23 protein-coding genes are annotated in these 24015 nt (G+C 58.2%); 16 read left to right on the top strand and 7 right to left on the bottom strand.

Annotated features, from left to right (window positions below):
* Positions 1–56 precede the first annotated feature (56 nt).
* Genes CLH62_RS07075 through CLH62_RS07055 form a run of 5 tightly spaced genes read left to right on the top strand, consistent with a single transcriptional unit; the run spans position 57 to position 5779 of the window.
* On the top strand, positions 57–1517 hold the full coding sequence (locus CLH62_RS07075; protein ID WP_099617391.1) for a carbohydrate porin: 1461 nt from the start codon (positions 57–59) through the stop codon (positions 1515–1517).
* 27 nt (positions 1518–1544) lie between these two features.
* Positions 1545–2804, top strand: a complete 1260-nt coding sequence (locus CLH62_RS07070; protein ID WP_099617390.1) for an ABC transporter substrate-binding protein — start codon at positions 1545–1547, stop codon at positions 2802–2804.
* A gap of 52 nt (positions 2805–2856) precedes the next feature.
* The gene (locus tag CLH62_RS07065) at positions 2857–3783 is read left to right on the top strand and encodes a carbohydrate ABC transporter permease (protein ID WP_099617389.1); all 927 of its coding nucleotides are present in this window, start codon (positions 2857–2859) and stop codon (positions 3781–3783) included.
* Positions 3776–4645: a carbohydrate ABC transporter permease gene (locus tag CLH62_RS07060; RefSeq protein WP_099617388.1), complete on the top strand. Its 870-nt coding sequence runs from the start codon at positions 3776–3778 to the stop codon at positions 4643–4645. The genes CLH62_RS07065 and CLH62_RS07060 overlap by 8 nt, the downstream gene beginning before the upstream one ends.
* Before the next feature lie 18 nt (positions 4646–4663).
* Entirely contained in the window at positions 4664–5779 is a 1116-nt protein-coding gene (locus CLH62_RS07055; protein WP_099617387.1) for an ABC transporter ATP-binding protein, read from the top strand.
* Between the two features lie 6 nt (positions 5780–5785).
* Here CLH62_RS07055 and CLH62_RS07050 read toward each other — a convergent pair whose 3' ends face one another.
* The gene (locus tag CLH62_RS07050; protein WP_099617386.1) at positions 5786–7318 is read right to left on the bottom strand and encodes a cryptochrome/photolyase family protein; all 1533 of its coding nucleotides are present in this window, start codon (positions 7316–7318) and stop codon (positions 5786–5788) included.
* Positions 7319–7671: 353 nt separating this feature from the next.
* Here CLH62_RS07050 and hemN point away from each other — a divergent pair, with 353 nt between their 5' ends.
* Positions 7672–9090, top strand: coding sequence for an oxygen-independent coproporphyrinogen III oxidase (gene hemN / locus CLH62_RS07045; RefSeq protein ID WP_099617385.1), 1419 nt, complete (start codon positions 7672–7674; stop codon positions 9088–9090).
* Positions 9091–9146: 56 nt separating this feature from the next.
* Here hemN and CLH62_RS07040 read toward each other — a convergent pair whose 3' ends face one another.
* A complete protein-coding gene (locus CLH62_RS07040; protein WP_099617384.1) occupies positions 9147–11174 on the bottom strand; it encodes a methyl-accepting chemotaxis protein in 2028 nt (675 codons plus the stop codon).
* A gap of 280 nt (positions 11175–11454) precedes the next feature.
* Here CLH62_RS07040 and CLH62_RS07035 point away from each other — a divergent pair, with 280 nt between their 5' ends.
* The 4 genes from CLH62_RS07035 to CLH62_RS07025 all read left to right on the top strand — a co-directional run bounded on the left by CLH62_RS07035 (position 11455) and on the right by CLH62_RS07025 (position 13859).
* Positions 11455–11658 (top strand): CsbD family protein, encoded by a 204-nt coding sequence (locus CLH62_RS07035; RefSeq protein ID WP_099617383.1) that lies wholly within the window; start codon positions 11455–11457, stop codon positions 11656–11658.
* A 68-nt stretch (positions 11659–11726) separates the two neighbouring features.
* Complete coding sequence (locus tag CLH62_RS20945; RefSeq protein ID WP_143752360.1) at positions 11727–11873, top strand: lmo0937 family membrane protein; 147 nt, start codon at positions 11727–11729, stop codon at positions 11871–11873.
* 86 nt (positions 11874–11959) lie between these two features.
* Positions 11960–12955, top strand: coding sequence for a ubiquinone anaerobic biosynthesis protein UbiU (gene ubiU, locus CLH62_RS07030; RefSeq protein ID WP_099617382.1), 996 nt, complete (start codon positions 11960–11962; stop codon positions 12953–12955).
* 13 nt (positions 12956–12968) lie between these two features.
* Positions 12969–13859: a U32 family peptidase gene (locus CLH62_RS07025; RefSeq protein ID WP_099617381.1), complete on the top strand. Its 891-nt coding sequence runs from the start codon at positions 12969–12971 to the stop codon at positions 13857–13859.
* Positions 13860–13865: 6 nt separating this feature from the next.
* Here CLH62_RS07025 and CLH62_RS07020 read toward each other — a convergent pair whose 3' ends face one another.
* The 4 genes from CLH62_RS07020 to CLH62_RS07005 are packed head-to-tail and all read right to left on the bottom strand — an operon-like array spanning position 13866 to position 19534.
* Complete coding sequence (locus CLH62_RS07020) at positions 13866–14336, bottom strand: cytochrome c (RefSeq protein WP_099617380.1); 471 nt, start codon at positions 14334–14336, stop codon at positions 13866–13868.
* 50 nt (positions 14337–14386) lie between these two features.
* On the bottom strand, positions 14387–17542 hold the full coding sequence (locus CLH62_RS07015) for an efflux RND transporter permease subunit (protein ID WP_099617379.1): 3156 nt from the start codon (positions 17540–17542) through the stop codon (positions 14387–14389).
* Entirely contained in the window at positions 17539–18912 is a 1374-nt protein-coding gene (locus CLH62_RS07010; RefSeq protein ID WP_099617378.1) for an efflux RND transporter periplasmic adaptor subunit, read from the bottom strand. The genes CLH62_RS07015 and CLH62_RS07010 overlap by 4 nt, the downstream gene beginning before the upstream one ends.
* Positions 18896–19534, bottom strand: coding sequence for a TetR/AcrR family transcriptional regulator (locus CLH62_RS07005; RefSeq protein WP_099617377.1), 639 nt, complete (start codon positions 19532–19534; stop codon positions 18896–18898). Before CLH62_RS07005 ends, CLH62_RS07010 begins: the two co-directional genes overlap by 17 nt.
* Before the next feature lie 246 nt (positions 19535–19780).
* Between CLH62_RS07005 and CLH62_RS07000 the strand changes: the two genes are divergently transcribed.
* Positions 19781–20779: a YeiH family protein gene (locus CLH62_RS07000; RefSeq protein WP_099617649.1), complete on the top strand. Its 999-nt coding sequence runs from the start codon at positions 19781–19783 to the stop codon at positions 20777–20779.
* A gap of 9 nt (positions 20780–20788) precedes the next feature.
* Here the strand turns inward: CLH62_RS07000 and rnk are convergent, their stop codons facing one another.
* On the bottom strand, positions 20789–21175 hold the full coding sequence (rnk, locus tag CLH62_RS06995; protein ID WP_099617376.1) for a nucleoside diphosphate kinase regulator: 387 nt from the start codon (positions 21173–21175) through the stop codon (positions 20789–20791).
* 377 nt (positions 21176–21552) lie between these two features.
* Here rnk and CLH62_RS06990 point away from each other — a divergent pair, with 377 nt between their 5' ends.
* From CLH62_RS06990 to CLH62_RS06970, 5 genes are all read left to right on the top strand, one after another.
* Entirely contained in the window at positions 21553–21780 is a 228-nt protein-coding gene (locus tag CLH62_RS06990; protein WP_228152785.1) for a hypothetical protein, read from the top strand.
* 79 nt (positions 21781–21859) lie between these two features.
* Positions 21860–22075 carry a DUF488 family protein, N3 subclade gene (locus CLH62_RS06985; protein ID WP_099617375.1) on the top strand — a complete coding sequence of 72 codons (216 nt, stop codon included), beginning with the start codon at positions 21860–21862 and terminating at the stop codon, positions 22073–22075.
* A 67-nt stretch (positions 22076–22142) separates the two neighbouring features.
* A complete protein-coding gene (locus CLH62_RS06980) occupies positions 22143–22346 on the top strand; it encodes a YgaP family membrane protein (RefSeq protein ID WP_099617374.1) in 204 nt (67 codons plus the stop codon).
* Positions 22347–22414: 68 nt separating this feature from the next.
* Positions 22415–22777 (top strand): DUF488 domain-containing protein, encoded by a 363-nt coding sequence (locus CLH62_RS06975; protein WP_099617373.1) that lies wholly within the window; start codon positions 22415–22417, stop codon positions 22775–22777.
* A gap of 114 nt (positions 22778–22891) precedes the next feature.
* Positions 22892–23983 (top strand): methyl-accepting chemotaxis protein, encoded by a 1092-nt coding sequence (locus tag CLH62_RS06970; protein ID WP_170005763.1) that lies wholly within the window; start codon positions 22892–22894, stop codon positions 23981–23983.
* Positions 23984–24015 lie beyond the last annotated feature (32 nt).

The following is a 24015-nucleotide window of genomic DNA, read 5'->3' as shown; positions in this document are numbered from 1 at the left end:
TCGGTTTCCTGCCATAGACTCCGTTGTTGCCAATACAACAAAAACAAGGAGTCAAAATGTTCAACACTACGTATGGCACCACGTCTGTAAAAACAATCTCCAAAGGACGTCTGTTGTCCGTTGCCGTAAGCCTGGTTTCGCTGGGTCTGGCCGCCGGGCAGGCGCAGGCTCAAGACCAGCAACAGGGCGCACAGACTGTTGAGGAACGTCTGGGAATTCTTGAAGCCAGACTGGCCGAGGTCGAGCCGAAGGCCAACGGCCTGGAAGGTTTTTCCTTTAATACCTACGCCCGCTCCGGCCTGTTGCTCGGCGGTGACCTGCAAAGTGCACCGGGTGGCCCCTACCTCACGCCTGCCGGATCAGTAGGTGGCGCGGTTGGCCGCCTTGGCAACGAGCCGGACACCTACCTTGAAGCCATTCTGAACTACAAACAGGTAGCCGAGAACGGCACCAAATCCCACTACCGGTTGATGATCGCCGATTCCACCACCTCTTCGAACGACTGGACCGCCGGTGATGGCGCTCTGAACGTGCGCCAGGCCTATGTGGAATTCAGCAATCTGGCCAGTTTTTCCGGCATTTTCGAGGACTCGTCGATCTGGGCTGGCAAGCGCTTTGACCGGGATCTTAACTTCGACATTCATTGGCTGGACAGCGATATCTTATTCCTCGGGGGCCTTGGCGCCGGGATCTATGACGTCAGGTTCACAGATAACGTGAAGTCCAACTTTTCCCTGTATGGCCGTAGCTTTATCGATTTTCCGGCTGACACCGATTTTGTGCCGGAAGGCAGTTACAGTACCGACAACCTGATCCTGACCGCCGACAACTACTTCGGCAACGTCCAGTGGACACTCAGTGGCATGAAGGCCCAGGACAACAACCAGCGGCTGGTTAATGGCACGACTACTTCGGCGGCTGAATCCGGTGCCCACACCATGATCGCGTACCATGGCGACAGTTTTTTCGGCGTCTCTGATGGTAATTTCAAGCTGGCAGTCATTCATGGCCAGGGTCTGGGTGCCGAAACCAAGAACATCGGTGCCGACGGCGATCTGCATGAAGACGCGGTCAGTACCCGTGTCGCCGTGTATGGCACTACCTACCTGAGCGACAGCTGGCGCTTTGCGCCCGCGATCCTGGCGGAAACCAGTGAGGACCGCTACATCAAGGGCGACGACTACCAGTGGCTGACCTTCAACGCCCGTCTCGCTCAGGAGTTAAGCGCCAACTTCGAGATGCAGTACGAAGCCTCCTGGCAGACCATGGACCTCAAGACAATGGGTTACGAGGGTCGAAACGCCGTGGATGGCGACTACAGCCGATTCACCGTTGCCCCTACTTTCAAACCTCAGGTCGGCGGCTTCTGGAACCGGCCCGAGATCCGGCTGTTCGCCAGCTACTCCACCTGGGATGACGAGCTGGAAAACTACGCCGCTGGCGATCCACTTGGAGCCGACAGCGATTTCGAGAGTGGTCAGTGGACCTTCGGTACCCAGATGGAAGTCTGGTTCTGAGCCTTAAAAACAAGAAGGAGAGTCATTATGAAGACCTTTAATAAAACTCTGTCTGCCGTTGCCCTCTCTGCAGCCCTGTTTCCGGTCACTGGTGTCCAGGCCGGTGAAGTGGAAGTCCTGCACTGGTGGACCGCCGGTGGTGAGGCCCGCGCGGCCGCTGCTCTCAAAGAGATGATGGAGGAGCAGGGCCATACCTGGAAGGACTTTGCCGTGGCCGGTGGCGGCGGTGAAGCGGCCATGACCGTGCTCAAGACCCGTGCAGTTTCCGGCAACCCGCCTGCGGCGGCCCAGATCAAGGGCCTGGATATCCGCGAGTGGGCCAAGCTGGGTTTTCTGACCAGCCTGGACGATGTGGCCGAGGCCAATAACTGGAACCAGCTGGTCCCGCCGGTGATTGCCGATGTCATGAAATACGAGGGCAGCTACGTGGCCGTGCCGGTCAACGTGCACCGGGTAAACTGGCTGTGGGCCAATCCGGAAGTACTGGAGAAGGTGGGTGTCGCGGTGCCGAAGAGCCTCGACGAGTTCTATCAGGCTGCCGAGAAACTGGAGGCTGCCGGAATTATTCCCCTGGCCCATGGCGGCCAGCCCTGGCAGGACGCGACCGTTTTCGAAGCCGTGGCCCTGGCGGTCATGGGCCCGGAAGACTTTGCCAGGGCCTTTGTTGAGCACGACATGGACGTCATCAACAGCGCGCAGATGGAGGAGGTCTTTGCCGAGTTTGCCAAGGTGATGAGCTATGTGGACGACAATGCCGCCGGACGGGACTGGAATACCGCTACCTCCATGGTGATTAGTGGTGAGGCCGCCATGCAGATCATGGGTGACTGGGCCAAGGGCGAGTTCACCGCTGCCGGCCTGACCCCGGGTGAGGATTACATCTGTGCTCCGGCACCGGGTACGACCGGGCAGTTCACCTTCAACGTCGACTCTTTCGCCATGTTCAGCCTGAGCGACGAGGATAATACCGAAGCCCAGAAGGACCTGGCCCGCACTATCCTGGAGCCCGAGTTCCAGACCGTGTTCAACAAGGCCAAGGGCTCGATTCCGGTCCGTACCGATATGGACATGTCCGGCTTTGATGCCTGTGCCCAGGCCTCGATGGATGCGTTCAAGAGCAGTGCCAAAGATGGTGGGCTGGTGCCTAGCTTTGCCCACGGCCTGGCCACCACCAGTTATGTCCAGGGCCAGATCTTTGACGTTGTCACCAACTTCGTGAACACCGACGACAAGGATCCGGTCCGGGCCACTGACCAGCTGGCAGCTGCCATCCAGGCAGCGCTCTGAGCCGGTAGGGGCCATCCGTTCGGGTGGCCCTGATCCTTTCGGGAGAATTCGCATGGAACACATTCAACGTCAACCAGACCGGGTGGCCCGGTCGCGCTCGCGTCTGCTGGACGGGTTGCAGCGCTGGCTGCCGAAGCTGGTTGTGGCCCCGACCTTCGTGTTGGTCGGTGTCGGTATATACGCCTTCATGATCTGGACCGGTGTTTTGTCCTTCACCAGTTCCAGCTTCCTGCCGGTGTACGAGTTCATCGGCTTCGACCAGTACGCCAAGCTGATGGCCAACGACCGCTGGCTCACCGCCTCGGTCAACCTGGGCATATTCGGCGGCCTGTTTATCCTGAGCTGTCTGGTGATTAGCGTGCTGCTGGCCATTTTCCTGGATCAGAAAATCCGCCAGGAAGGCGCCATTCGTACCATCTACCTCTACCCCATGGCTCTGTCCATGATTGTCACCGGCACCGTGTGGAAGTGGGTTCTCAACCCCAGTCTGGGGCTGGAAAAACTGATGCACGACTGGGGCTGGGCCTCGTTCAGTTTCGACTGGCTGGTGAGCTCCGACATGGCCATCTACACCATCGTGATGGCCGCTGTCTGGCAGGCCTCCGGATTCGTGATGGCCCTGTTCCTGGCCGGCCTGCGGGGTGTGGATTCGTCCATCATCCGCGCTGCCCGGGTGGATGGCGCCAGCCTGCCGCTGATCTACGGGAAGATCATCCTGCCGTCCCTGCGGCCGGTGTTCTTCAGTGCGCTGATGGTGCTGGCCCATATCGCGATCAAGAGCTTTGATCTGGTCATGGCCATGACAGCTGGCGGCCCGGGTTACTCCACCGACCTGCCGGCGGTCTTCATGTACACCCATACCTTTACCCGCGGCCAGATGGGCCTGGGTTCGGCCAGCGCCATGCTGATGTTGGGAGCTATCCTGGCGTTGCTGGTGCCTTATCTGTACTCGGAACTGAGGGAGAAACGCCATGACTGATGTGGTTCGTACCGGCATTCGTCCCAGCCGTGTGGCCATCTACGGCGTACTGCTTCTGGCCGCGCTGGTGTACCTGATTCCGCTGTTTATCATGCTGGTGACCAGCTTCAAGACGCCCATGGATATCCGCACCGGCAACCTGATGGCCCTGCCCACGGACTGGACCATTATCGGCTGGACCAAGGCATGGTCTGAGGCCTGCACCGGCGTGGACTGTGGTGGTATTCGCGGTTACTTCTGGAATTCGTTCAAGATGACCGTGCCGGCCGTGTTGATTTCCACCCTGCTGGGCGCGTTCAATGGCTACGTGCTGTCCAAGTGGAAGTTCAAGGGTTCCAATCTGTTCTTCGGCATGCTGTTGTTCGGCTGCTTCGTGCCCTTCCAGGTGGTTCTGCTGCCCATGGCGGCGACGCTCGGCCAGCTCGGTCTGGCCAACACCACCACCGGTCTGGTGCTGGTGCACGTGATCTACGGTGTTGCATTCACCACGCTGTTCTTCCGCAACTATTACGTGGCCATTCCGGACGCCCTGATCAAGGCCGCCCGGCTGGACGGCGCCGGCTTTTTCACCATTTTTTTCCGAATCCTGCTGCCCATGTCGACACCCATCTTCATGGTATCGCTGATCTGGCAGTTCACCCAGATCTGGAACGACTTCCTGTTCGGGGTAGTGTTTGCCAGTGGCGACAGCCAGCCGATCACCGTGGCGCTGAACAACCTGGTCAATACCAGTACCGGCGTGAAGGAATACAACGTGGATATGGCCGCGGCCATGATTGCGGCGCTGCCCACACTGGTGGTCTACATCGTCGCGGGCAAATATTTCATCCGGGGACTGACCGCCGGATCTGTCAAAGGTTGACCTGAGAGGATAACAACAATGTCTCAACTGGAACTGCGGAGCATCCGCAAAACCTATTCTGGCGTGGCCGAGGAGACCCTCAAGGGGATCGACATCGATATCGCGTCCGGTGAATTCATCATTCTTGTCGGCCCCTCCGGCTGCGGCAAGTCCACCCTGATGAACACCATTGCCGGCCTGGAAACCATTACCGACGGTTCTATTGTGCTGGATGGCAAGGACATTTCCACTATGGAACCGAAAGACCGGGACATCGCCATGGTGTTCCAGTCCTATGCTCTGTACCCCACGATGAGTGTGCGGGAGAACATAGCCTTTGGCCTCAAGATCCGGGGCAAACCGAAAGAGGAGATCGCCCAGGAAGTAGCGCGGGTTGCCGACCTGTTGCAGATTTCCCACCTGCTGGACAAGAAACCCTCCCGTCTGTCCGGTGGCCAGCAGCAGCGGGTAGCCATGGGCCGGGCCCTGGCCCGCCGCCCGCGCATCTACCTGTTCGATGAGCCACTCTCAAATCTCGACGCCAAGCTGCGGGTGGAGATGCGCACCGAGATCAAGAAGCTGCACCAGCGTCTGAAGACCACCATCGTGTACGTGACCCACGACCAGATCGAAGCCATGACCCTGGCGGACCGGATTGCCGTGCTCAAGGACGGCGAGCTGCAACAGCTGGGTACACCGAAGGAGGTGTACAACACACCGGCCAATCTTTTTGTGGCTGGGTTCATGGGCTCGCCGGCCATGAGCTTTGTGCCGGTGACCGTGGAACAGGGCGAGCATGGCCTGCAGGCGGAAGTGCGGGGCAATGATGGTGGTACCATCAAGTTGCCGGTACCGGACTACCTGGCCGACCGGGTGGGCCGGGAAGTGATTCTGGGTATCCGCCCGGAGCACATCACCCAGCCCCAGGACCAGAAGGATGATCAGGACCTGGTGACCAAAGGCCAGTTCACCATCGAAGTAACCGAGCCCACCGGCCCGGACGTGATCGCACTGATCCAGCTGAACGACACCAATGTGCATTGCCGGATCGATCCGGAGCACCCGGTAACCTGGGGTGAGACCGCCGAGCTGATGTTCGATATGAAAAAAGTGGTGTTTTTCGATCCGGAGACAGAAAAGCGCATCGCCGCATAAACGGGATTACAGCTGCTCCAGGTTCGCCAGCAGGTGTTCGGCGCGTAGGAGCAGCGCTTCCCGCCTCTCCGGCTTCTGCTTGTCCCAGTTGCGATACATCATGCCCATGCGGGGATTGCCGGCGAAATCGTCCCGGTGCCGGTCGATGAAATGCCAGTACAAGGCATTGAACGGGCAGGCATCCTCCTCCGTGGCCTTGTTCACACTGTAGTGGCAGTTGGCGCAATGGTCCGACTGGCGCTGGATGTACTTGCCGCTGGCGGCATAGGGCTTTGAGCCCAGATAACCGCCATCAGCATGCATCACCATGCCCAGCACATTGGGTAGCTCCACCCAGTCATAGGCATCAGCGTAGACCGCCAGATACCAGTCGCAGATCTCCTCCGGTTTGATGCCGGCCAGCAGCGCGAAGTTACCGGTGACCATCAGCCGCTGGATGTGGTGGGCGTAAGCGTTGCGGCGCGTCGCATCAATCGCCTTGTGCATGCACCGCATTTTGGTATCCCCGGTCCAGTAGAACCAGGGCAGGGCGCGGGTATTGCCGAGCCGGTTCTCCTGAGCATAGCCCGGCATGTTCAGCCAGTAGATACCCCGCACAAACTCCCGCCAACCCAGGATCTGCCGGATGAACCCCTCCACCGCATTGATCGGCGCCCGTCCTGAATACCATGCGGGGGCGGCCGCTTCGCAGACCGCCAGTGGGTCCAGCAGGCCACAGTTGATGTAGGGCGAGACAATTGAATGAAACAGCCAGTCTTCGGTGTCGGATATCGCGTCCTGATAATCCCCGAAGCAGGGCAGGGCAAATTCAATGAAATGCTCAAGCGCCGCCTGTGCCGCTTCCGCAGTGACGGCAAAGTGGAAATCTTCGGTGGTGCCGAAGTGATCCGCAAAGTGCCCGTCAACCAGCTCAATCACCTCCCGGGTAATCGCGTCCGGCTCCACCCGAAAGGGCGCTGGCGCCGGCGGCTTGCCCGTCCATTTCTTTCGGTTATCCGCATCAAAATTCCACTGCCCGCCTTCCGGTCCGCCTTCGGCCGTCATCAACAACCCGGTCTTGCGCCGCATCTCCCGGTAAAAGAACTCCATCCGCAGCTGCTTCCGGCCCTCGGCCCAGTCAGCGAACTCCTGTTTGGTCGCAATAAAACGGGTATCCGGCCGGAGCTCCACCGGCACGCCCAAGCGTTCATGCCACTGACAGATCTGCTCATGCAGCCGCCATTCACCGCACTCAGTGGTAATGACCTTCTCTGCGTTCACCTGCTGAACCTGTTCGGCAACCACCCCTTCCAGGCTCTGATGAGTGTTATCCGGATGGTATCGCTGATAGTGCACCTGCCAGCCCTCGTCCTGCAGCTGCCTGGCAAAGTGGCGCATGGCGCTGAACACCAGCACGATCTTCTTCTTGTGGTGGTTGGTGTAACTGGCTTCGTCATGTACTTCCGCCATAACGACCAGATCCGTGTTCCGGTCGGCATTTTCAAGTGCGCTGATGTTCGGAGTTAGTTGATCTCCGAGAATTAAAATCAGGTTTGGCATAGCAGAGACTCTACTTCCTTTATGAGTTGCGGCTTGGCAGCAAGATGAGGTGGGCGGAGGGGGTGCCCTGCCAGAATCGTGCGGAGCCATGGATGGCGGAGCCGAGCGTACAGGGACGTATTCACAGCGTATTCTGGCAGGGCACCCCCTCCGCCCACCGGGGGGCCGAAAACCAAAAAACGCCCCAAAAGGGGTAGAAGGAATACGCCAACAGCCCAAGGGCGGTTCATAAACCAGACTGGTAAACTGAAACCATCGGTCAGCTGACCCGCATCAAAAAGCGAGCCAACGGATTGCCTTAGAATGCCGGCAAATCCCGGATGACCCCCGTTTTTGACCCCAGAGCGATTACTATGACTTCCACCCCCGCACTGCAAACTGCCGAGTCCACATTGCCGGAATTTATCTGGGACGAAGCCCTGATCCGCCGCTACGACCTCAGCGGCCCGAGGTACACCTCCTATCCCACGGCCGTCGAGTTCAATCAGAACTACCCGATCGAAGACATGGTCAAGGCCGCCGCGCGCAGCAAAGCCAGCGGACGCCCACTGTCACTCTACACCCACCTGCCGTTCTGCGCGCACCTGTGCTATTACTGCGCCTGCAACAAGGTCATCACCAAAAAACGTGACAAGGCCATGCCCTATGTCGAGCGGGTGCTGAGGGAAGCCGCCATCCAGTCAAAACTGTTTGGTGCGGATCGCCCTGTTACCCAGCTGCACTGGGGCGGTGGTACGCCCACGTTCCTGCCGAAGGATGTGATGGAACATCTGATGGCCGGGTATGGGGAACTGTTCAACCTGCAGACTGGCGATGAGCGGGATTACAGTGTGGAGATTGATCCCCGGGAAGTGGATCAGGACACCCTGCCAACCCTTTGGGACCTTGGCTTTAACCGCATCAGTCTGGGTGTACAGGATGTGAATCCGCAGGTGCAAAAGGCGGTGAACCGCATCCAGCCGAGAGAGATGACCGAGGCGGTGCTAAATGAGGCGCGCCGACTTGGCTTCCGATCCATCAACCTGGACCTGATCTACGGCCTGCCGCACCAGACCCCGGAAAGCTTTGCCGAAACCCTGGAAGCGGTGATCGAGATGTCGCCGGATCGGCTCTCCGTGTTCAGCTACGCGCACCTGCCGGATCGCTTCTATCCGCAGACCCGGATTCTGGCGGACACTCTGCCCACGCCCCAGCAGAAGCTGACTATTCTGCACAACACCATCAATCGTTTGCTGGAGGCGGGCTACGAGTACATCGGCATGGACCACTTCGCCAAGCCCGACGACAGCCTGGCCGTCGCTCAGCGTGAGGGGCGCCTGCACCGGAATTTCCAGGGCTACACCACCCACTCCGAGTGTGATCTGGTATCCCTCGGTGTCTCTGCCATCGGCCAGACCGACGATGCCTATTTCCAGAACAACCACGACCTGCCGTCCTGGGAAGCGGCCATTGATGCCGGCCAGCTGGCGATTACCAAAGGCGTGAACCTGACACGGGACGACCGAATCCGCCGCTGGGTGATCGGCCAGCTGATCTGCCAGTTCCGGCTGGATCGCAAGCTTTTCGCGGAGGTTTGGCAGGAAGATCTGGACCGCTACTTCGCGGATGAACTCAGCCGCCTGAAGCCCATGGTGCAGGATGAACTGATTGCCGATGATGGAACTGCATTGCAGGTTCAGCCGGCCGGTCGACTGCTGATCCGGGCTATCTGCCAGATCTTTGATTTCTACCGCAAGGAAGGCGCAAGCAAGCGGTTCTCCCGTATTATCTGATTGGCAGGAGCCGAAGTCGGGGTCAGAAGAATGCTTTCTTCTGACCCCTCTTTCACTCAACTATAAGCCGGCACCTTGAACTCATTGGCAAGATCCTGAAGCACTCTCGCCAGCCGGGCCTGCTCACTGGTCACCTGGGTGATTTCCTGGGACCCGGTCAGCGTCAGGATGGCGGCCTCACTGACCGATTCCATGCTTCCCGCCAGTTCCCGGGTTACTGCAACCTGCTCCTCGGAGGCGGTGGCGATCTGGCTGGCCATATCGGAGATGCTGTTCACATCGGTCAGGATATCCGCAAAGGTCTGCTCCAGCTCCGACGCCTGCACGCTGGTGGTATTGGCGAGCTTGTGGCTTTCAAGAATGGAGCGGCTGGCACTGTCGGTAATGTTCCGGAAGCCGTTGATGATGTCTTCGATCTGGGTGGTGGATGCATGGGTTTGCTGGGCCAGGGTTCGCACTTCATCTGCAACCACTGCGAATCCGCGACCATGTTCGCCCGCACGGGCGGCTTCGATAGCCGCATTCAGCGCCAGCAGGTTGGTCTGGTCGGCTACCTTGCGAATTACGTCCATCACGTCACTGATGGTTGAGCTGCGCTTCTCCAGCTCTTCAATAACTTCGTTCACCTTTTGAACAGAGTCCGCCAGTGTACGGATGCTGCTAACGCTCTGGTGCAGTACCTGTTCACCGGTGCGGCTTTTCTCCATGGCGCTTTTGGCGGCATCGGCCACCTGCTGGGTATTCCGGGAGATTTCCTCTGAGGTGGCCGACATTTCTTCGGTAGCGGCAGCCACTTGTTCAATTTGTTGCTGCTGGTTTCTCACCTGGCTTGAATTCTGGCCGGCCGTGGAACTGGTTTCTTCAGTGGCCGTGGCCAGCTGGACGCTGGATTTGTCGATCTGCAGCAAGGCATTACCGAAGCGTCCGAACAGCTCATTGACCGCTTTGCCAATGGTGCCCATTTCATCCCGGCTGGAGATTTCAATATCACGGGTCAGATCCTTGTTTTCCATGGCGAACTGCACGCCTTCGAGCAGTCGACCGACCTGCAGGTTAATGGCGCGGATGATGACCAGCATAAGCATCAGAACCGCCAGAACTGCGCCTGCCCCAATGGCGGATGCAGTGATCAGGTCATTGCGGGCATCGGCGACCCCGGCGGTGGCCAGAGCCATTACATCAGCCAGCATTTCCTGACGAATCCCGTTGAGCTTGCCAATGCGTTGGGTGGTGGTTGTGAACCAGTCTGCCGCGTCCAGGGCATACATGCCGGAGGGGCTGCTGAACAGGGTTTCGCGCTTCTCGTCCAGGGACTGACTTGCAACAGTGCCCGGCTGCCGCTCAAGCGTTGCGCGGAGGGCCTCGTCGGAGTTCAGCATCGCCAGCGCTTCGTTGAAGTAGGCGTCCTGCTGCCCGCCGAGTCCGGCGATCCGGCGCAGGGTCGGCAGATCAAAGTTCCCGCTGCGGATCAGGGACGCACCCACCGCGCGTTCCCGACCTGCTCGCTCAGCCAGTTCCGCCAGGGTGTAGTAAGCATTGACGTCACGGGTCAGCTCGGGGTCGCTAGACCGGCGGATAATCAGGGCAATCCGGTCAATCAGCTCCATGATCATTGCGGTATAGCGCGATGCGGAATCATCTGCGGCAATGCTTCGGTTGTCGATTGAACTGCGCAGGGAGTTCAGGTTGGCCAGGCCTTGGCTCAGCGCCTGAAGGCTGGTTTCAACGCTGCGATCAAAGGAGGAGTCTGATAGCAGAGCGTCAATTCCGAGGCGATAGTCCGAAATGCGCGAATCGGTTTGGCGCCGCTGTTCCGCCAGCTCCCTATCTGCCTGGCGGGCAGCATCACTTGCGGGTTCGCTGGCCAGGAAGACTGCGGAACGGCCACGCTCCCTCTGCAGGGTTTCGGTCAGGGGATCACCGGTTTCCGCCAACTCCACCATGGAGCGCAGTTGGCGCATATCGCTCAGTTCGCCGAAATTCAGTGTAATGCTTTCGAGAGCAAAAAAGAGAATGACGAGCAGGGCCGGTAGTACCAGAGTGATCAGCTTTCCCCGCATGGAAAGGTTGTTGATGAGGTTCATAGCCTTGCCTTATTGGATTAGAGAATGCGCCAATTATCCCGGGGTGTGCAGGGCGCTTTCTATCGTCGTGAGGAGGTAGTCGAAGAGGTAGTTTCAGCCCTGTAAGTTGCCGTAAGTAATTGTTACGTATTTGATATGTAGGAATAAAAATAGCGTGTACGTATTGGTGCGCAGAGTACTATCAGAGAGGTATTGCCGGTCTTTGTGCGCCAGCGAACAGACATGGATGGAGCGACGCGTAAGGTTTAATCTGAAGTCATAACCAGAGGAGGGTGTGATCATGAGTATGTTCAGTGCGGATGAAATGAAAGGTAAGTGGAAACAGCAGGTTGGCAAAGCAAAGCAATACTGGGGAAAACTGACCGAAGATGAGCTTCTGGAGGCAGAAGGGCGTCAGGAAAAGCTCGTGGGCCTGGTACAGGAACGGTACGCCGTTACCCGTGATGAGGCTGAAAAGCAGGTCAAAGAATTCTTTGGCAAGTAATCAGTTCACTCCAGCCACGAATTCAGACCGTCGTGGCTCGACAATGGGTTCAACAGGGGTATATAGCCATGCTGGAAACAATTGCTGTTATTTTGCTTGTGCTTTGGGTGTTGGGATTGGTGACCTCCTATTCCATGGGCGGATTTATCCATATTCTGTTAGTGATCGCGATTGTGGTAATCCTGCTACGGGTAATTCGGGGCCGCAGTCTCTGAGACTTCGAAACCCACGCTGACAAAGGTCAAGGCGCCCCTGCGGGGAATGGCTGTATGGTGCTGGCATTCTTGCAGTGGAGAATGCCATGGAACTTGTTTGCCCGGCCGGTAGCCTGCCGGCCCTGAAAACCGCGGTGGATAATGGTGCCAACGCCGTGTATTTCGGTTTCCGGGACAGCACTAATGCGCGCCAGTTTGCCGGCCTGAATTTCAATGACAAACGTGCCGCAGAAGGTATTGAGTACGCCCATCTGCGGGGCGCTCGGGTATTTTGTGCCATCAATACCTACCCACAACCCGATGGCTGGGAGCAATGGAAGGGCGCGGTAGATCGCGCCGCAAGCCTGGGTGTGGATGCCATCATCCTGGCCGATATGGGCCTGCTGGATTACGCTGCCAACAAGTACCCGGACATACCCCGGCATCTGTCGGTTCAGGGCTCTGCCACCAGCCACGAAGCGCTTTCATTCTACAAGGATAACTTCGATATCCGCCGCGCCGTGCTGCCTCGTGTCCTCTCGCTGGACCAGGTGAGGGGCGTGGCGAAACACAGCCCGGTTGAGCTGGAAGTGTTTGCCTTCGGTAGCCTGTGCATCATGGCCGAGGGCCGGTGTTATCTCTCCTCCTACCTGACCGATGAGTCCCCCAATACCCGTGGCGCCTGCTCACCCGCCAAGGCTGTGCGCTGGCAGGAGACACCTCAGGGACTGGAATCCCGCCTGAATAATGTACTGATTGACCGATATGGCCAGGGTGAATCCGCCGGCTATCCCACCTTGTGCAAAGGCCGTTTCGAGGTGGAGGGCAGCGTCTATCACGCCATTGAGGAGCCGGTCAGCCTGAACACCCTGGATCTGCTCCCGGAACTTCAGAAACTGGGGATCAGCGCCGTTAAAATCGAGGGGCGCCAGCGCAGCCCCGCCTATATTGCCGATGTCGCCCGCACCTGGCGCCACGCGCTCGATAACCTCGAATCCCGGCCCGAGGCATTCACCGTCGAACCCCAGTGGCGCAGCACCCTGGCCGGACTTTCCGAGGGTGGCCTCACAACGCTGGGCGCCTACCATCGCAAGTGGAAATAAGGTTTTACACTTTATGATGAAGTTATCCCTGGGGCCGATCCTGTGGTTCTGGTCCAAGCAAACCGTTTTCGATTTCTATGCCAACGCCGCAGAGTGGCCGGTGGATACCATCTATCTGGGCGAAGCCGTGTGCAGCCGCCGCCGTGAGTTGAAACCGGATGACTGGTTTGATCTGGCCCGTGATCTGAAAGCCTGCGGGAAGGATGTGGTGCTTTCCACCCAGACGCTGATCGAATCCGAAGCGGATCTGCGCCGGTTGCGCCGGATCTGCGACCAGGACGAGTTTGTCGTGGAAGCGAATGATCAAAGTGCCCTGCAGGTGGCCATTCGTAATAACCTTCCCTTTATCACCGGCCCTTCCATGAACGTCTACAACGTAGCCACGATCAAAGTGTTGGCAAAACAGGGACTGAAGGGCTGGAATCTGCCGGTGGAACTGGGCAAGGAAACCCTGGCTCAGATGATCCAAGGCCTTAACGAAGAAGATCTGGATGTCCCGGCGGAAGTGTTCGCCTGGGGTTTCCTGCCTCTGGCCTGGTCATCCCGCTGTTTCACCGCTCGCCATTACAACCTCCCCAAAGACAACTGCGAGTTCCGCTGCATCGAGCACCCCGCTGGCATGGAGTTGCGCTCCCGGGAATCCCAGGAGCTGTTCCGTATCAACGGTGTCTCCACTTTGTCCGGTTCACGCTATGACCTCATGCGTGAACTGCCCGACATGGAGCGGATGGGCGTTTCGACCGTTCGTCTGAGCCCTGAGTATCAGGGCCTGGAGGAAGTTGTGAAGCGTTTCGACCAGGTTCGTCGGGGCGGAACCCCGACGACTGATCCGCTCCAGCTGGTGGAGGTGCCGCCGTGCAACGGGTACTGGTATGGCAAGCCTGGTATGGACCTGGTCGGCTAAGGCGGATCATTCTTTTAAGGATTGAACGCCAGGGAAGCGGTCAGACACATACTCACTGTGGCACTGAATGCAATTGCCTGTCATTTTGCTGAATAGCTTGTGTTGCTCTTTGGTGTCTTTCCCTTTACCTGCCTCTGCCAGCGATGCGGCAAGCTGGTGAAATTCCTTGTCCAGTTTGATAAAGCCTTTGGGAACTGCGGACATCAGGTCTTTGCGATCCTGTTCGGTCAGCGACTGCTGCAGGATGAAGCTGTCGTGAATCCTCTGGGCATTATCCGCAACGTCGTCATGATGCCCCATGACGATGGCCGAATGAATCTGTCCCATGGCTGACTGAATGGATCTCATCTCTTCGCGCAACAGGCGATCCAGTTTGTCGGTCAGCTTGGGAGTAACCGGCTCGGCAGCCGTGGCAGTGAACGACACGGTGAGACTCAGGATCAATATGCTCATTAGCGAGCAGTTTGTTTTTGTCATGATGATAGCCCTCTATCAATGAATGGCGAGCACCTTTCAGGCTATCACTATTAAATAATATGCCCGTTGAGATTTGTTAATTGCTGACTGTCCCCCCCATCCTTCCCGGGCTGTTCGGAGTTGGTGGGAGTGGCCCAGCCTAGATCCTCCAGAATAACGTAGAGCGACGGCAACGCCAGCAGTATCAGAACGGTGGATACCAGCAAACCGAATACCACCGAAATTACAAGCGGAATGACTGCCATGGCCTGGGTGCTGGTTTCGGCCAGCAGTGGCAGCAGGCCGGCCACTGTGGTGCTGGTGGTGATCAGGATGGCCCGGAAACGGGCGCGGCTGGCGGCACCGGCTGCTGCCCGGGCACTCATACCCTGTCCCCGATAGCTCTTGATGAATTGCACCAGGAGAATGGCGTTATTCACCACAATACCCGCCAGTGAGGCTGCGCCGATCAGCGAAGGCATCGACAGGTTGTAGCCCATGATCATGTGTCCCCAGACCGCGCCCATAAAGGCCACCGGGATCGACAGCATGACAATGATCGGCTCCAGGTAACTGCGGAACTGGAACGACAGAATCAGGAAAATCCCCAGCAGGCCGATCAGCAACCCCCGGGCGATAGACTGGCCGGTTTCTCGGGAGCGGGCGGTCTGGCCTTCTACCTGCAGGCTGATCTCTGGCCATTGTTCCTGAAGCTTCGGGAACACCTGGTTCTGCAGATCGGCCACGATGGCATCGGCGTTGGTTATCCGGCCGTTCACATCCGCTGACACGGTAACGGTGCGCAGGCCGTTGATTCGGGTCACCTGTGACCATTGCCGTTCCTCGGTGATGGTGGCCACTTCCCGCAGCGGCACCATCTGGCCCTTGCCGGTGGTGATCACGGTATCTTCCAGGAATTGGCGGGTGTTGCGTTCGGCGCTGGTCTGGCGCACCAGAATCTCGATGTGCTGGTCACCGACCTGTACCGTATCCACGATATCCCCGAGCAGGCCGGTTCGAATCTGGCTGGCCACCTCAGCGGCGTTCAGGCCGAGGGACAGGGCGCGGTCGCTCAGGCTGAGGATGCGCTGGGGCTTGCCGGGGCGAAGATCATCCAGCACGTTGAAGGTGCCGTTATAACTGGCGACTTCCTCGCTCAGATACTGCGCGGCGGACTTCAGCTCATCCAGGTCACTGCCCTGCAGGCGGACTTCGATGGGAATGCCGGCCGGGCCGAATCCGGGCTCCTGAATGTTCAGGGCAATCAGCCCCGGAATTTCGCCGATTTCCTGGTACCAGAGGTCGGTGAGGGTGGCTAGATCCACGGTACGAAGTTCCGCAGTCAGCAAATCGGCCATCACGGTGGCCACATGGGCGCCTTTCTCGCCGGCTCCGGCGTGTTGATTGAAGCGGGTCTGGATGTTTTGCACCAGGGCTTGCTGGTCGGGCTGTTCCGGCGCGTACTCCTCGTTGAGCCGGAGCATGGCCGCAGTAATGCGGTCAGTAATGGCCTGGGTCTGGTGCAGCGGCGTGCCCTGGGGCATGAGCACCCGGGCTTCCAGTACGTCACCGTCTATTTCCGGCATGGCTTCCATGCGCACATGGCCGCCGGCCATCAGCCCCACCGAGCCAAGGAGTATCAGCAGCATGCCCGCCAGTACGCCGTAACGAAAACGGATGGCAATGTCGGCCAGCTGCCCCACTTTCTCCCGGGCTTTTTCAAAGCCGTTGTCGAAGACGGTGCGAAAACGGGACGGGGCTCTCTCGCCCTTGTTTCCCAGGCCACTTTTGAGGTGGTGGGGCAGTATCCAGAAGGCTTCTATCAACGAGGCTGCCAGGGCGGCAATCAGAACCACCGGCAAGACCTCCAGCACCGAGCCTAGCTCTCCGGCCAGAAACGCCAGCGGGATGAACACCGAGACCGTGGTCAGGAAGGAGGACAACACCCCAGGCAGAATTTCCTGTGTGCCTTTGACCGCTGCCTCCAGCGGGCTGCTACCTTCGGCGGCCCGCTGGGCAATGTTATCGGTGACCACCACGGAGTCGTCCATGACAATACCGATGGCCATGAGCAAAGCCACCAGGGTAATCATGTTCAGGGACAGGCCGGTGAGGGCCATCACCACAAAGGCACCGGCAAAGGCGGCCGGCAGGCCGAACAGGGCCCAGAAGGCGAGGCGGGGGCGGAAGAACAGCGCCATCACCAGCCCCACCAGCAGCAAACCTGTGATGCCGTTGCCCACCAGCATCTGTAGGCGATCCCGGACGATCGACGTCATGTTCTGGGTGATTTCCAGTTCCACAGTACCGCCACGACGGGCCTTTTCCTCGTCGACAAAGGCCTGCAGTGAATCCATAACCTGCAGGGCATCATCGTGGCGGTTCTTGTGGATTTCCAGAATGATGGCCCGCTGGCCATTGAAGTCCACCCGTTCCTCTTCCCGCTCGTGGGCTTCGGTAATGGTGGCGAGATCGCCCAGGGTGAGCACGGCACCGGCTTCGCCACCAATGATTGGAAGCTCGGCCAGGGCTTGCAGTGAGCGTCGCTCATCCACAAACCGCAACTGGATATCCTGGCTGTCGGTTTCAATATTGCCCAGGGGCATGTCCAGATTCTGGCTGCTGATGGCGCGGGCAATGTCGCGCACGCCCAGGCCATACTGGCGCAGCAAATCCCGGGAGACTTCAATTTGCCACTGGCGCTGGGAGAGGCCAACGGGGATCACATCCGCTACTCCCTCCATGGCAAACAAACGGTCCTCCAGCTGGTTGGTGTAAGCCTCCAGGTGGGAAAAGCTCATGGGCCCGTACACCGCGATCGCGGCCACCAGGCTGGTCCGGTACAGCTCGCGGATAACCGGCTCTTCCGCTTCTTCGGGCAGGTCGGTCAGGGATTCGATCTCGGTGCGGATATCATCCAGAAACCGGCCCATATCGCCCTGGGGTGCCATGCTGGCAATGGTCTGGGCCTGATTGTCCCGGGCCGTGCAGGAGATTTCCTTCATGTAGTCCACCCGCTGCAGTGCCTCGCCCAGACGCTGGCAGATGGCCTCTTCAACATCCGCTGCAGTGGCACCCCGGTATTCCAGGGTAATGCTGACTTCCGGAGGCAGGTAGTCCGGAAAGGTCTCCCGGGTCAAATTGGGGGCGGCGTACAGGCCCGCCGCGAGAATCAGAATCAGCAGCAGGTTGCCAGCGGTAGGGTGGCCGGCAAACCAGCGGATCATGGCTGCTCTCCCGCAGCCATTTTCTGCAGCCATTTCGCGGTCTGCTCATCGGGCATAGGGTTCAGTAAGGTGCCGTTGATGGCGGGAACCAGGTCATCCAGAATCAACCGGTCGCCGGGTTTCAGGCCGTCGCTGACCACCGCCAGCTCACCCTGTTGCGATGCCAGGGTGACCGGCTGGCGCTGCAGGCGGTTTTCGCCATCGGCCAGATACACCTCGCCCTGGTGAATCGCGCTGGCCGGCACCACCAGCACTGGCTCGGGAGTTGGCGCTGCAATGGTGGCCTGCACAAACATGTTCCGCACCAGCGGTGGCCGGGCGGGCGGGTTGGCGCTGCGGTAGGGCTCGTCCACGGTAATCACCGCCTGGATGGTGCGTGTAGCCGGGTCCAGGCTGCCAGTCACCCGGGTCAGCTTGCCGGCCCAGTGGCTGTCGGGCGCGCCGGTCGGATGCACTCGTACCGTGAGTGAATCCAGGGGAAGTTGCTCGTGGAAGTCGGTAAAGCCTGGGTGTGCTTGGCCACTGCTTGCCGGATCAGGCGCGCCCGGGAGCTGTGACAGCACGTTGCGAAGCTCGGACATTTCCAGCTGTACCGTGGCTTCTGCTGCGGTGATGTCATCCGCGACAAACAGGGTCTGGTTGGGGCTCACCTGTTGCCCGGTTTCGATGTCGGACTGGTGTACCCGCAGGTCCCAGGGAGCTTCGAAATGGGTGTCTTCAAGGTCTTCCCGGGCATTGGCCAGAGCTGACTCACTGCGGGCCAGGCGTGCTTTCAGGGTTTCCTGGCGCACGGGGATCAGGTTGAGCTGGTTCTGCAGGGACTGCACGGCTTGCTGTTGCTGCAGGGTAGCCCGCTGTTGTTCATCCAGCCGGGTCTGGGACAGCGAACCGCTGTTAGCGAGAGTTTTTGCACGTTGCAGCTCCCGCTGGGCAAGCGCCAGCCGGCGGTTTTCCAGTTCCAGAAGTGCCCGGGTGTTCTGTTCTTCCTGATCCAGTTGCTGCCGCTCTGCTTCCAGGCCGGCAATATCGGCCCTGGCGGAAGCCTCAGCCAGTTCGTAGCGGGTCGGGTCGATTTGCAGCAAACGGGTGCCTTCGGAAATCAGGTTGCCGCTTTCCAGGTCCGGATGCTTCCAGGTAATGCGGCCACCCACATTGGCCACCGCCTTCCAGCTTCTGGCCGGCAACACCTGGCCAAAGCCACGGGCCTCGATGCGCACAGTGAGGGGAGTGGCTTCAAGGATTCGGGCCGGTGTCGCTGCGACCTGTTCAGCTGCACGCTCCGGTGGTTGTTTCAGTTTAACCATCACCACCACGAAGGCGATGCCGGCGATCAGCGTAAGGGCAAGGATGAGTTTATGTTTGCGGTGCATCGGGGACCTCCTGAAAGCTGGCGCTGTAAAGTCTAAAAATTCGAGGTGCGGCCTGTTCAAGACTGTGAATATCACCGCCTATCATGCCCTGAACCACTAACCCCTGAATGGCCCCCAGATAGAGCACTGCGGCAGCCTCGGTGTCGATGGTGGAGGTAATTCGGTGTTGCTGGATACCAAGGTTCAGCAGAGAAATGACTTTCTGGCGGTAGTTGGCCAGAGTCTGCCGAACGATCCGTTTGGCCGCGCTGTTACCCGGCTTCTGCAGTTCTCCCAGCATCAGCCGCGGAATACCCGGGTGCCGGGCAATGAAGCCGATATGGGCCAGAAACATGGCTTCCAGGGCCTTGTCGGCCTGTTCATGCTGGTCGGCAACACTGAAAACCCGCTGGGTGAGCTGCTCCGATACCCAGGCAGCCACTGACTCCCACAAGCTGTTTTTGTTAGGGAAGTGCTTGAACAGGGCACCCTGGGAAAGCCCTACTTCATCGGCAATGCGGGCAGTGGTGAGGGTAGAAGGGTCTTGTTCCGCACACAACTGTACCACCGCCTCAACGGTGGCGGACTGGCGCTGTTCGGTACTCTGATAAGTGCGCTTGGCAGGGGGCTTGTTGGCGGACATGGCGGCTCATAAGAAAGTGAGTAATTACTTTATTTTGGAAGGCCCTGGTGGTTTTTGCAAGGAATCTTCGGGTGGGTGTTCAGTTACCCGCTTTGCCTGGGAGAGAAGGCCCTATAGGGCTATGTCCGGGAGTATATTCGACAGTTTTATATCGATATATCCGGATAAAGTTAGACAGAAAAACAATTTATTGAATAAGTGGAATGGAAATAGAATAAGGATAGATCAAATGGTTAGGTGGTGATGATGTTCAAGGGGTTGATTCTATGCAGTGCGTTGACGGCGGCCGGTTATGGGCTGGCCGCTCTTCCACCGGTCCAGGCGACCGGGCTGGGGCCACTGGTATTCGCGCTTCTGCTCGGGTTGGTACTGGGTAATACGATAGCGGGCAAGCGCATTACCGACGTTGCCAAAGGCCTCGGCTTTGCATCGCGGTGGCTGCTCCGGACTGGCATTGTCCTGTTCGGTTTCTCTCTTACCATCCAGCAGTTGACTGCCCTCGGGGCCAGGGTCGTGATTCTCGATGCCCTCGTTGTCCTCTCTGTCACTGTGGTTGGCTACTGGCTTGGAACCCGATGGCTGAAGCTCGACCGGGACACAGCCATACTGACAAGTGCCGGCAGTGCCATTTGCGGAGCGGCGGCGGTACTGGCCACCGAGAGTGCAATACGTTCAAAACCGGCCGCCGCTTCCATGGCCGTGGCGACTGTGGTGTTGTTCGGGACGATTGCCATGTTTACCTATCCGGCACTTTATCCCTTGCTGGGCTGGGACGAGGGGCTGTACGGCGTTTACATCGGTTCAACAGTTCATGAGGTGGCTCAGGTGGTTGCTGCGGGCGGCGCAGTCGGCACCGGCGCACTGACCAATGCCGTGATTGTCAAACTGGTCCGTGTCATGTTGCTGGTGCCCTTTCTTCTGGTGGTAGGGCAGCTTTGGGCCAAGAGCCGCAAGAGCAGCGCAGAGGGCCAACCCGGGAACAACCAGCTGGTCATTCCGTGGTTCGCTTTCGGCTTTCTGGCGATCGTCGGGTTGAACAGTGTCCTTGCCATACCGCAGGTGATCCAGGAGGGGCTGATAATGGGCGGCCAGCTGGCCATGACCATGGCCATGGCAGCACTCGGCTACCAGACCCGGCTTGAAGCCCTGCGGAGCCTTGGTGTGAAGCCCTTTGTTCTGGCTCTCTGCCTGTTCGCGATGCTGATGGTTGGTGGCGGTGTGGTCACCCCGCTGATACTCGAATGACCCGACTTTTCAGTCGGGTCGGGTGACTTGCACCACTTTCAGGTGCAGCGGGTTACGGCCTTTCACCGGCCATTCAATACTGTCACCGACACTCAGACCGATCATTGCAGCCCCGGCGGGCGCCAGGATGGAGATCTTGTCGGGACTGCCGTCCGCCTGGTGAGGGTAGACCAGCTCGAGCCGATGTTGCTTTCCGTTGTCCTGATCCTCGAAAAGAACCATGGAATTCATCACCACAACGTTTTCCGGTATCTCGGACAAAGGCCGCAAGTCGGCACGGCTGAGTTCTTCTTCAAGTCCATCGGCTACGCCGGTGGGATCGGTGGTTTTCTCGAGCAGCGTGGCAAGGCGATTGTAATCTTCTTCGGCAACAGTGATAGCGGGCAAATCAGACATAGTGACCTCCAAAAAAAAATTAGCCGAGATAGTTCGGGGGCTGGTGCTGAGTCGTTCCTACGCGCAGACCCAGCGTCAGGAAAGTAACGCTTTGGCGTGGCCGGATTTGCCATGAGAGGCGTTCCGGAAAACAGTCAGAGAGGGGAAAACGTACAAATCAGTTGGCTCGGGTGATATTTGCAGGATTTCGTATGAATCTAGCCTTTAGCCCTGCAAAGAGCAACCTGGTTTTCACTTAATCTGACTGATGTTGAGGCGGTTTCCCTGCCATGAAGTAAAGGTCATGTAAATTTGCCGAAGCTTGATTTAGCGCAATCGTCCGGCTCAGGAATGCGTGTAGCTTGCTATCAGTTAATGGCAATGCAGGGGAAATTGCTATGTCGCGTATCTCATTATTTTTCTGGGGGTTAATTGCGTTTATCAGCGGGGCTTGGCTCGCAGCTGACAGCCTCTGGGTGGGTCCGTTTGGTTACTTTTCGTTCCGTGCTGTCTTTGTTCAGTATTCCGGCATTCTGGCGGTGGTAATGATGGCAGTGGCAGTGGCACTGGTTCTGGCACTTCGTTTGCGAGTACTGGAGCCTTGGCTGGGCGGGCTGGTCAGGTAAAGCCCAACGGGTGTCGGGTGAGGTGATTTCTGTGGCCCTGTTCTTGACGATATGACGAAGCAGACGAAGGAGCGAGGTTATGGACATCAGACTCAACCGCGCCTACGAAGCCCCTGTCCGCTCAGACGGCCCGCGCGAACTTGTGGATCGTATCTGGCCGCGGGGTGTTGCCAGGGAAGAACATGACCGCATCACGCTGGTATTTGCGGAGAAAGACACCGAACACAACAACGCTGTAGCACTTAAGGAGTTTATCCTGGCTGGGCATTTCGATCCCTTTAATCGGGAAAAGTGATGCATGTCATTGCGTAACCATGTTATTGGGTAAAAGGTATTTCCATACGTTCTCAAGGAGGTGTGCCATGACAGTCAACGAAGGTCTTCGCCTGATGGCAGGCGTGTTTACGCTGGTATCCATTCTGCTCGCCCATTATGTGAGCCCATACTGGCTTCTGTTTACCGGGTTCATTGCAGTGAACCTGATCCAATCTGCATTCACCAAATGGTGCCCGGCCATGGTGATTCTCAGGAAGCTCGGGTTCAAGGAAGAGAAACCGCTCAGCTAGGTCACGGTAACGGTCAATTGTCCGCCAGGTTCATAAAGATCAGGCAATGTTTACAGAGGTGAGAAGTCATGGATATCCGCCTGAAACGCGCCTATGAAGAGCCGGCACGCTCAGATGGCCCCAGAGTGCTTGTTGACCGCATCTGGCCCCGCGGGGTTTCCAAGGAAGATGCGGATATAGCCTGCTGGCTGAAAGGGCTGGCACCCTCCACCGAATTGCGGAAGTGGTTCGGTCACGATCGGGAGAAATGGTCAGAGTTCCGGGAGCGGTATCTTAACGAGCTGACATCAGACGACGCCAGAGACGATCTTGAAGCACTTAAAAAGCTGCTTGAAGATTGTGACCGCATAACGCTGGTGTTTGCTGCGAAAGATACCGAGCACAATAATGCCGTTGCCCTTCGGGACTTTGTTCTGAACGATCGGTTCTGACCGTTTCAGATCACCGCATTACTCCACGCAGTAAGTGTGTTGTTACAAATCCGTACAGTCTCATTTTTAAACATGTATAAAATATAAATCTAATAAATGAGCCGGAGTAACACTATGAGTTTTTGGCCGTCCACAAAGCGTGCAGAGGCGCTGGAATCGGAGCTGTCGGCATTGAAGGAGGCGTTTGCTGAGGTCAGTGAACAGAAGAGAAGCCTGGAGGCGGGACTGGAAGAGGAGCATTGTGCTCTGGCGCAGAGCCGGGCGGAACTTCAGCTCAGTCGGCGATTAATGGCCGGGCTTGGCCAATTTGGCTCATCACTGACCGAGCTCAAAGGGTCTTTCAGTGAATTATCGGATTTGCTGGGCTCCCGTCGCAGCGAAGCATTGAAGACGCGGGACGAATCTGGCCGCGTGCGCGATGGCATGGCTATGCTGGTTCAGAAACTGGGTGGCGCCCGACAAAGAGTGGTGAGTTCAGCAGGCCAGATCGAGGCGCTGGAGCAAGAGACCGGCGGCATAATTTCGCTGGTGGACGTTATTGATGGTGTTTCCGATCAGACCTCACTGCTGGCTCTGAACGCCAGTATCGAAGCGGCCCGGGCCGGCGAGCATGGCCGGGGATTCAGCGTGGTGGCAACGGAAGTCCGAAATCTGGCCTTTCGGGCGGGGGAAGCAACCCGGCAAATCGATGATGCCATCAGCCGTATTCGCACCCAGACCTCCACCGTATCAGGTGCCAGCAAGGCAAGCAGTGAGGAAATGGAAGAGCTTGCAGCGGAGGCGGAAACTGCAAGGGATCGGCTCATGTCGCTGATTGATCTGGCAGGTACTTCGTCAACTGCATTGGGGAATGCCGCGTTGCTGGCGGAGATTGAGCTCGCCAATCTCGAGGAGCTGGAAATCAAGCTGACCGTATATCAGATTCTGGCCGGGTTATCTGATCGCAAAGCAGACACCTTGCCATCAGAAACCGAGTGCCGGCTCGGCCGGTGGTACTACCAGGGAGACGGCAATGAACAATACGCCGGCCGGCTGGATTTTCGGGCCATTGAAGAGCCTCACCGTCTGGTTCATGTTTATGCGATCGAAGCCGTGAGAGCACATCATGAAAATCGGCCCGAGGATGCACTGCAAGCACTGGAGGCCATGGAAATTAACAATCTTGATGTCATGACGCGGCTGCGTCGGTTGGTGTCGCAAGCATAACGTCAAACCTGCGATGACAGATCCGCTTCACC

It is taken from the genome of Marinobacter guineae, assembly GCF_002744735.1.
Taxonomy (GTDB): Bacteria; Pseudomonadota; Gammaproteobacteria; order Pseudomonadales; family Oleiphilaceae; genus Marinobacter; species Marinobacter guineae.
Note: the sequence above shows the minus strand (reverse complement) of the source record. Positions and strands in the feature narration are given on the sequence as shown.

What these genes read in the sequence shown, in the direction of transcription:
- CLH62_RS07075 (WP_099617391.1), top strand. Translation starts at nt 57, where the DNA reads ATGTTCAACACTACGTATGGCACCACGTCTGTAAAAACAATCTCCAAA.
- CLH62_RS07070 (WP_099617390.1), top strand. Translation starts at nt 1,545, where the DNA reads ATGAAGACCTTTAATAAAACTCTGTCTGCCGTTGCCCTCTCTGCAGCC.
- CLH62_RS07065 (WP_099617389.1), top strand. Translation starts at nt 2,857, where the DNA reads ATGGAACACATTCAACGTCAACCAGACCGGGTGGCCCGGTCGCGCTCG.
- CLH62_RS07060 (WP_099617388.1), top strand. Translation starts at nt 3,776, where the DNA reads ATGACTGATGTGGTTCGTACCGGCATTCGTCCCAGCCGTGTGGCCATC.
- CLH62_RS07055 (WP_099617387.1), top strand. Translation starts at nt 4,664, where the DNA reads ATGTCTCAACTGGAACTGCGGAGCATCCGCAAAACCTATTCTGGCGTG.
- CLH62_RS07050 (WP_099617386.1), bottom strand. Translation starts at nt 7,318, where the DNA reads ATGCCAAACCTGATTTTAATTCTCGGAGATCAACTAACTCCGAACATC.
- hemN (WP_099617385.1), top strand. Translation starts at nt 7,672, where the DNA reads ATGACTTCCACCCCCGCACTGCAAACTGCCGAGTCCACATTGCCGGAA.
- CLH62_RS07040 (WP_099617384.1), bottom strand. Translation starts at nt 11,174, where the DNA reads ATGAACCTCATCAACAACCTTTCCATGCGGGGAAAGCTGATCACTCTG.
- CLH62_RS07035 (WP_099617383.1), top strand. Translation starts at nt 11,455, where the DNA reads ATGAGTATGTTCAGTGCGGATGAAATGAAAGGTAAGTGGAAACAGCAG.
- CLH62_RS20945 (WP_143752360.1), top strand. Translation starts at nt 11,727, where the DNA reads ATGCTGGAAACAATTGCTGTTATTTTGCTTGTGCTTTGGGTGTTGGGA.
- ubiU (WP_099617382.1), top strand. Translation starts at nt 11,960, where the DNA reads ATGGAACTTGTTTGCCCGGCCGGTAGCCTGCCGGCCCTGAAAACCGCG.
- CLH62_RS07025 (WP_099617381.1), top strand. Translation starts at nt 12,969, where the DNA reads ATGATGAAGTTATCCCTGGGGCCGATCCTGTGGTTCTGGTCCAAGCAA.
- CLH62_RS07020 (WP_099617380.1), bottom strand. Translation starts at nt 14,336, where the DNA reads ATGACAAAAACAAACTGCTCGCTAATGAGCATATTGATCCTGAGTCTC.
- CLH62_RS07015 (WP_099617379.1), bottom strand. Translation starts at nt 17,542, where the DNA reads ATGATCCGCTGGTTTGCCGGCCACCCTACCGCTGGCAACCTGCTGCTG.
- CLH62_RS07010 (WP_099617378.1), bottom strand. Translation starts at nt 18,912, where the DNA reads ATGCACCGCAAACATAAACTCATCCTTGCCCTTACGCTGATCGCCGGC.
- CLH62_RS07005 (WP_099617377.1), bottom strand. Translation starts at nt 19,534, where the DNA reads ATGTCCGCCAACAAGCCCCCTGCCAAGCGCACTTATCAGAGTACCGAA.
- CLH62_RS07000 (WP_099617649.1), top strand. Translation starts at nt 19,781, where the DNA reads ATGTTCAAGGGGTTGATTCTATGCAGTGCGTTGACGGCGGCCGGTTAT.
- rnk (WP_099617376.1), bottom strand. Translation starts at nt 21,175, where the DNA reads ATGTCTGATTTGCCCGCTATCACTGTTGCCGAAGAAGATTACAATCGC.
- CLH62_RS06990 (WP_228152785.1), top strand. Translation starts at nt 21,553, where the DNA reads ATGTCGCGTATCTCATTATTTTTCTGGGGGTTAATTGCGTTTATCAGC.
- CLH62_RS06985 (WP_099617375.1), top strand. Translation starts at nt 21,860, where the DNA reads ATGGACATCAGACTCAACCGCGCCTACGAAGCCCCTGTCCGCTCAGAC.
- CLH62_RS06980 (WP_099617374.1), top strand. Translation starts at nt 22,143, where the DNA reads ATGACAGTCAACGAAGGTCTTCGCCTGATGGCAGGCGTGTTTACGCTG.
- CLH62_RS06975 (WP_099617373.1), top strand. Translation starts at nt 22,415, where the DNA reads ATGGATATCCGCCTGAAACGCGCCTATGAAGAGCCGGCACGCTCAGAT.
- CLH62_RS06970 (WP_170005763.1), top strand. Translation starts at nt 22,892, where the DNA reads ATGAGTTTTTGGCCGTCCACAAAGCGTGCAGAGGCGCTGGAATCGGAG.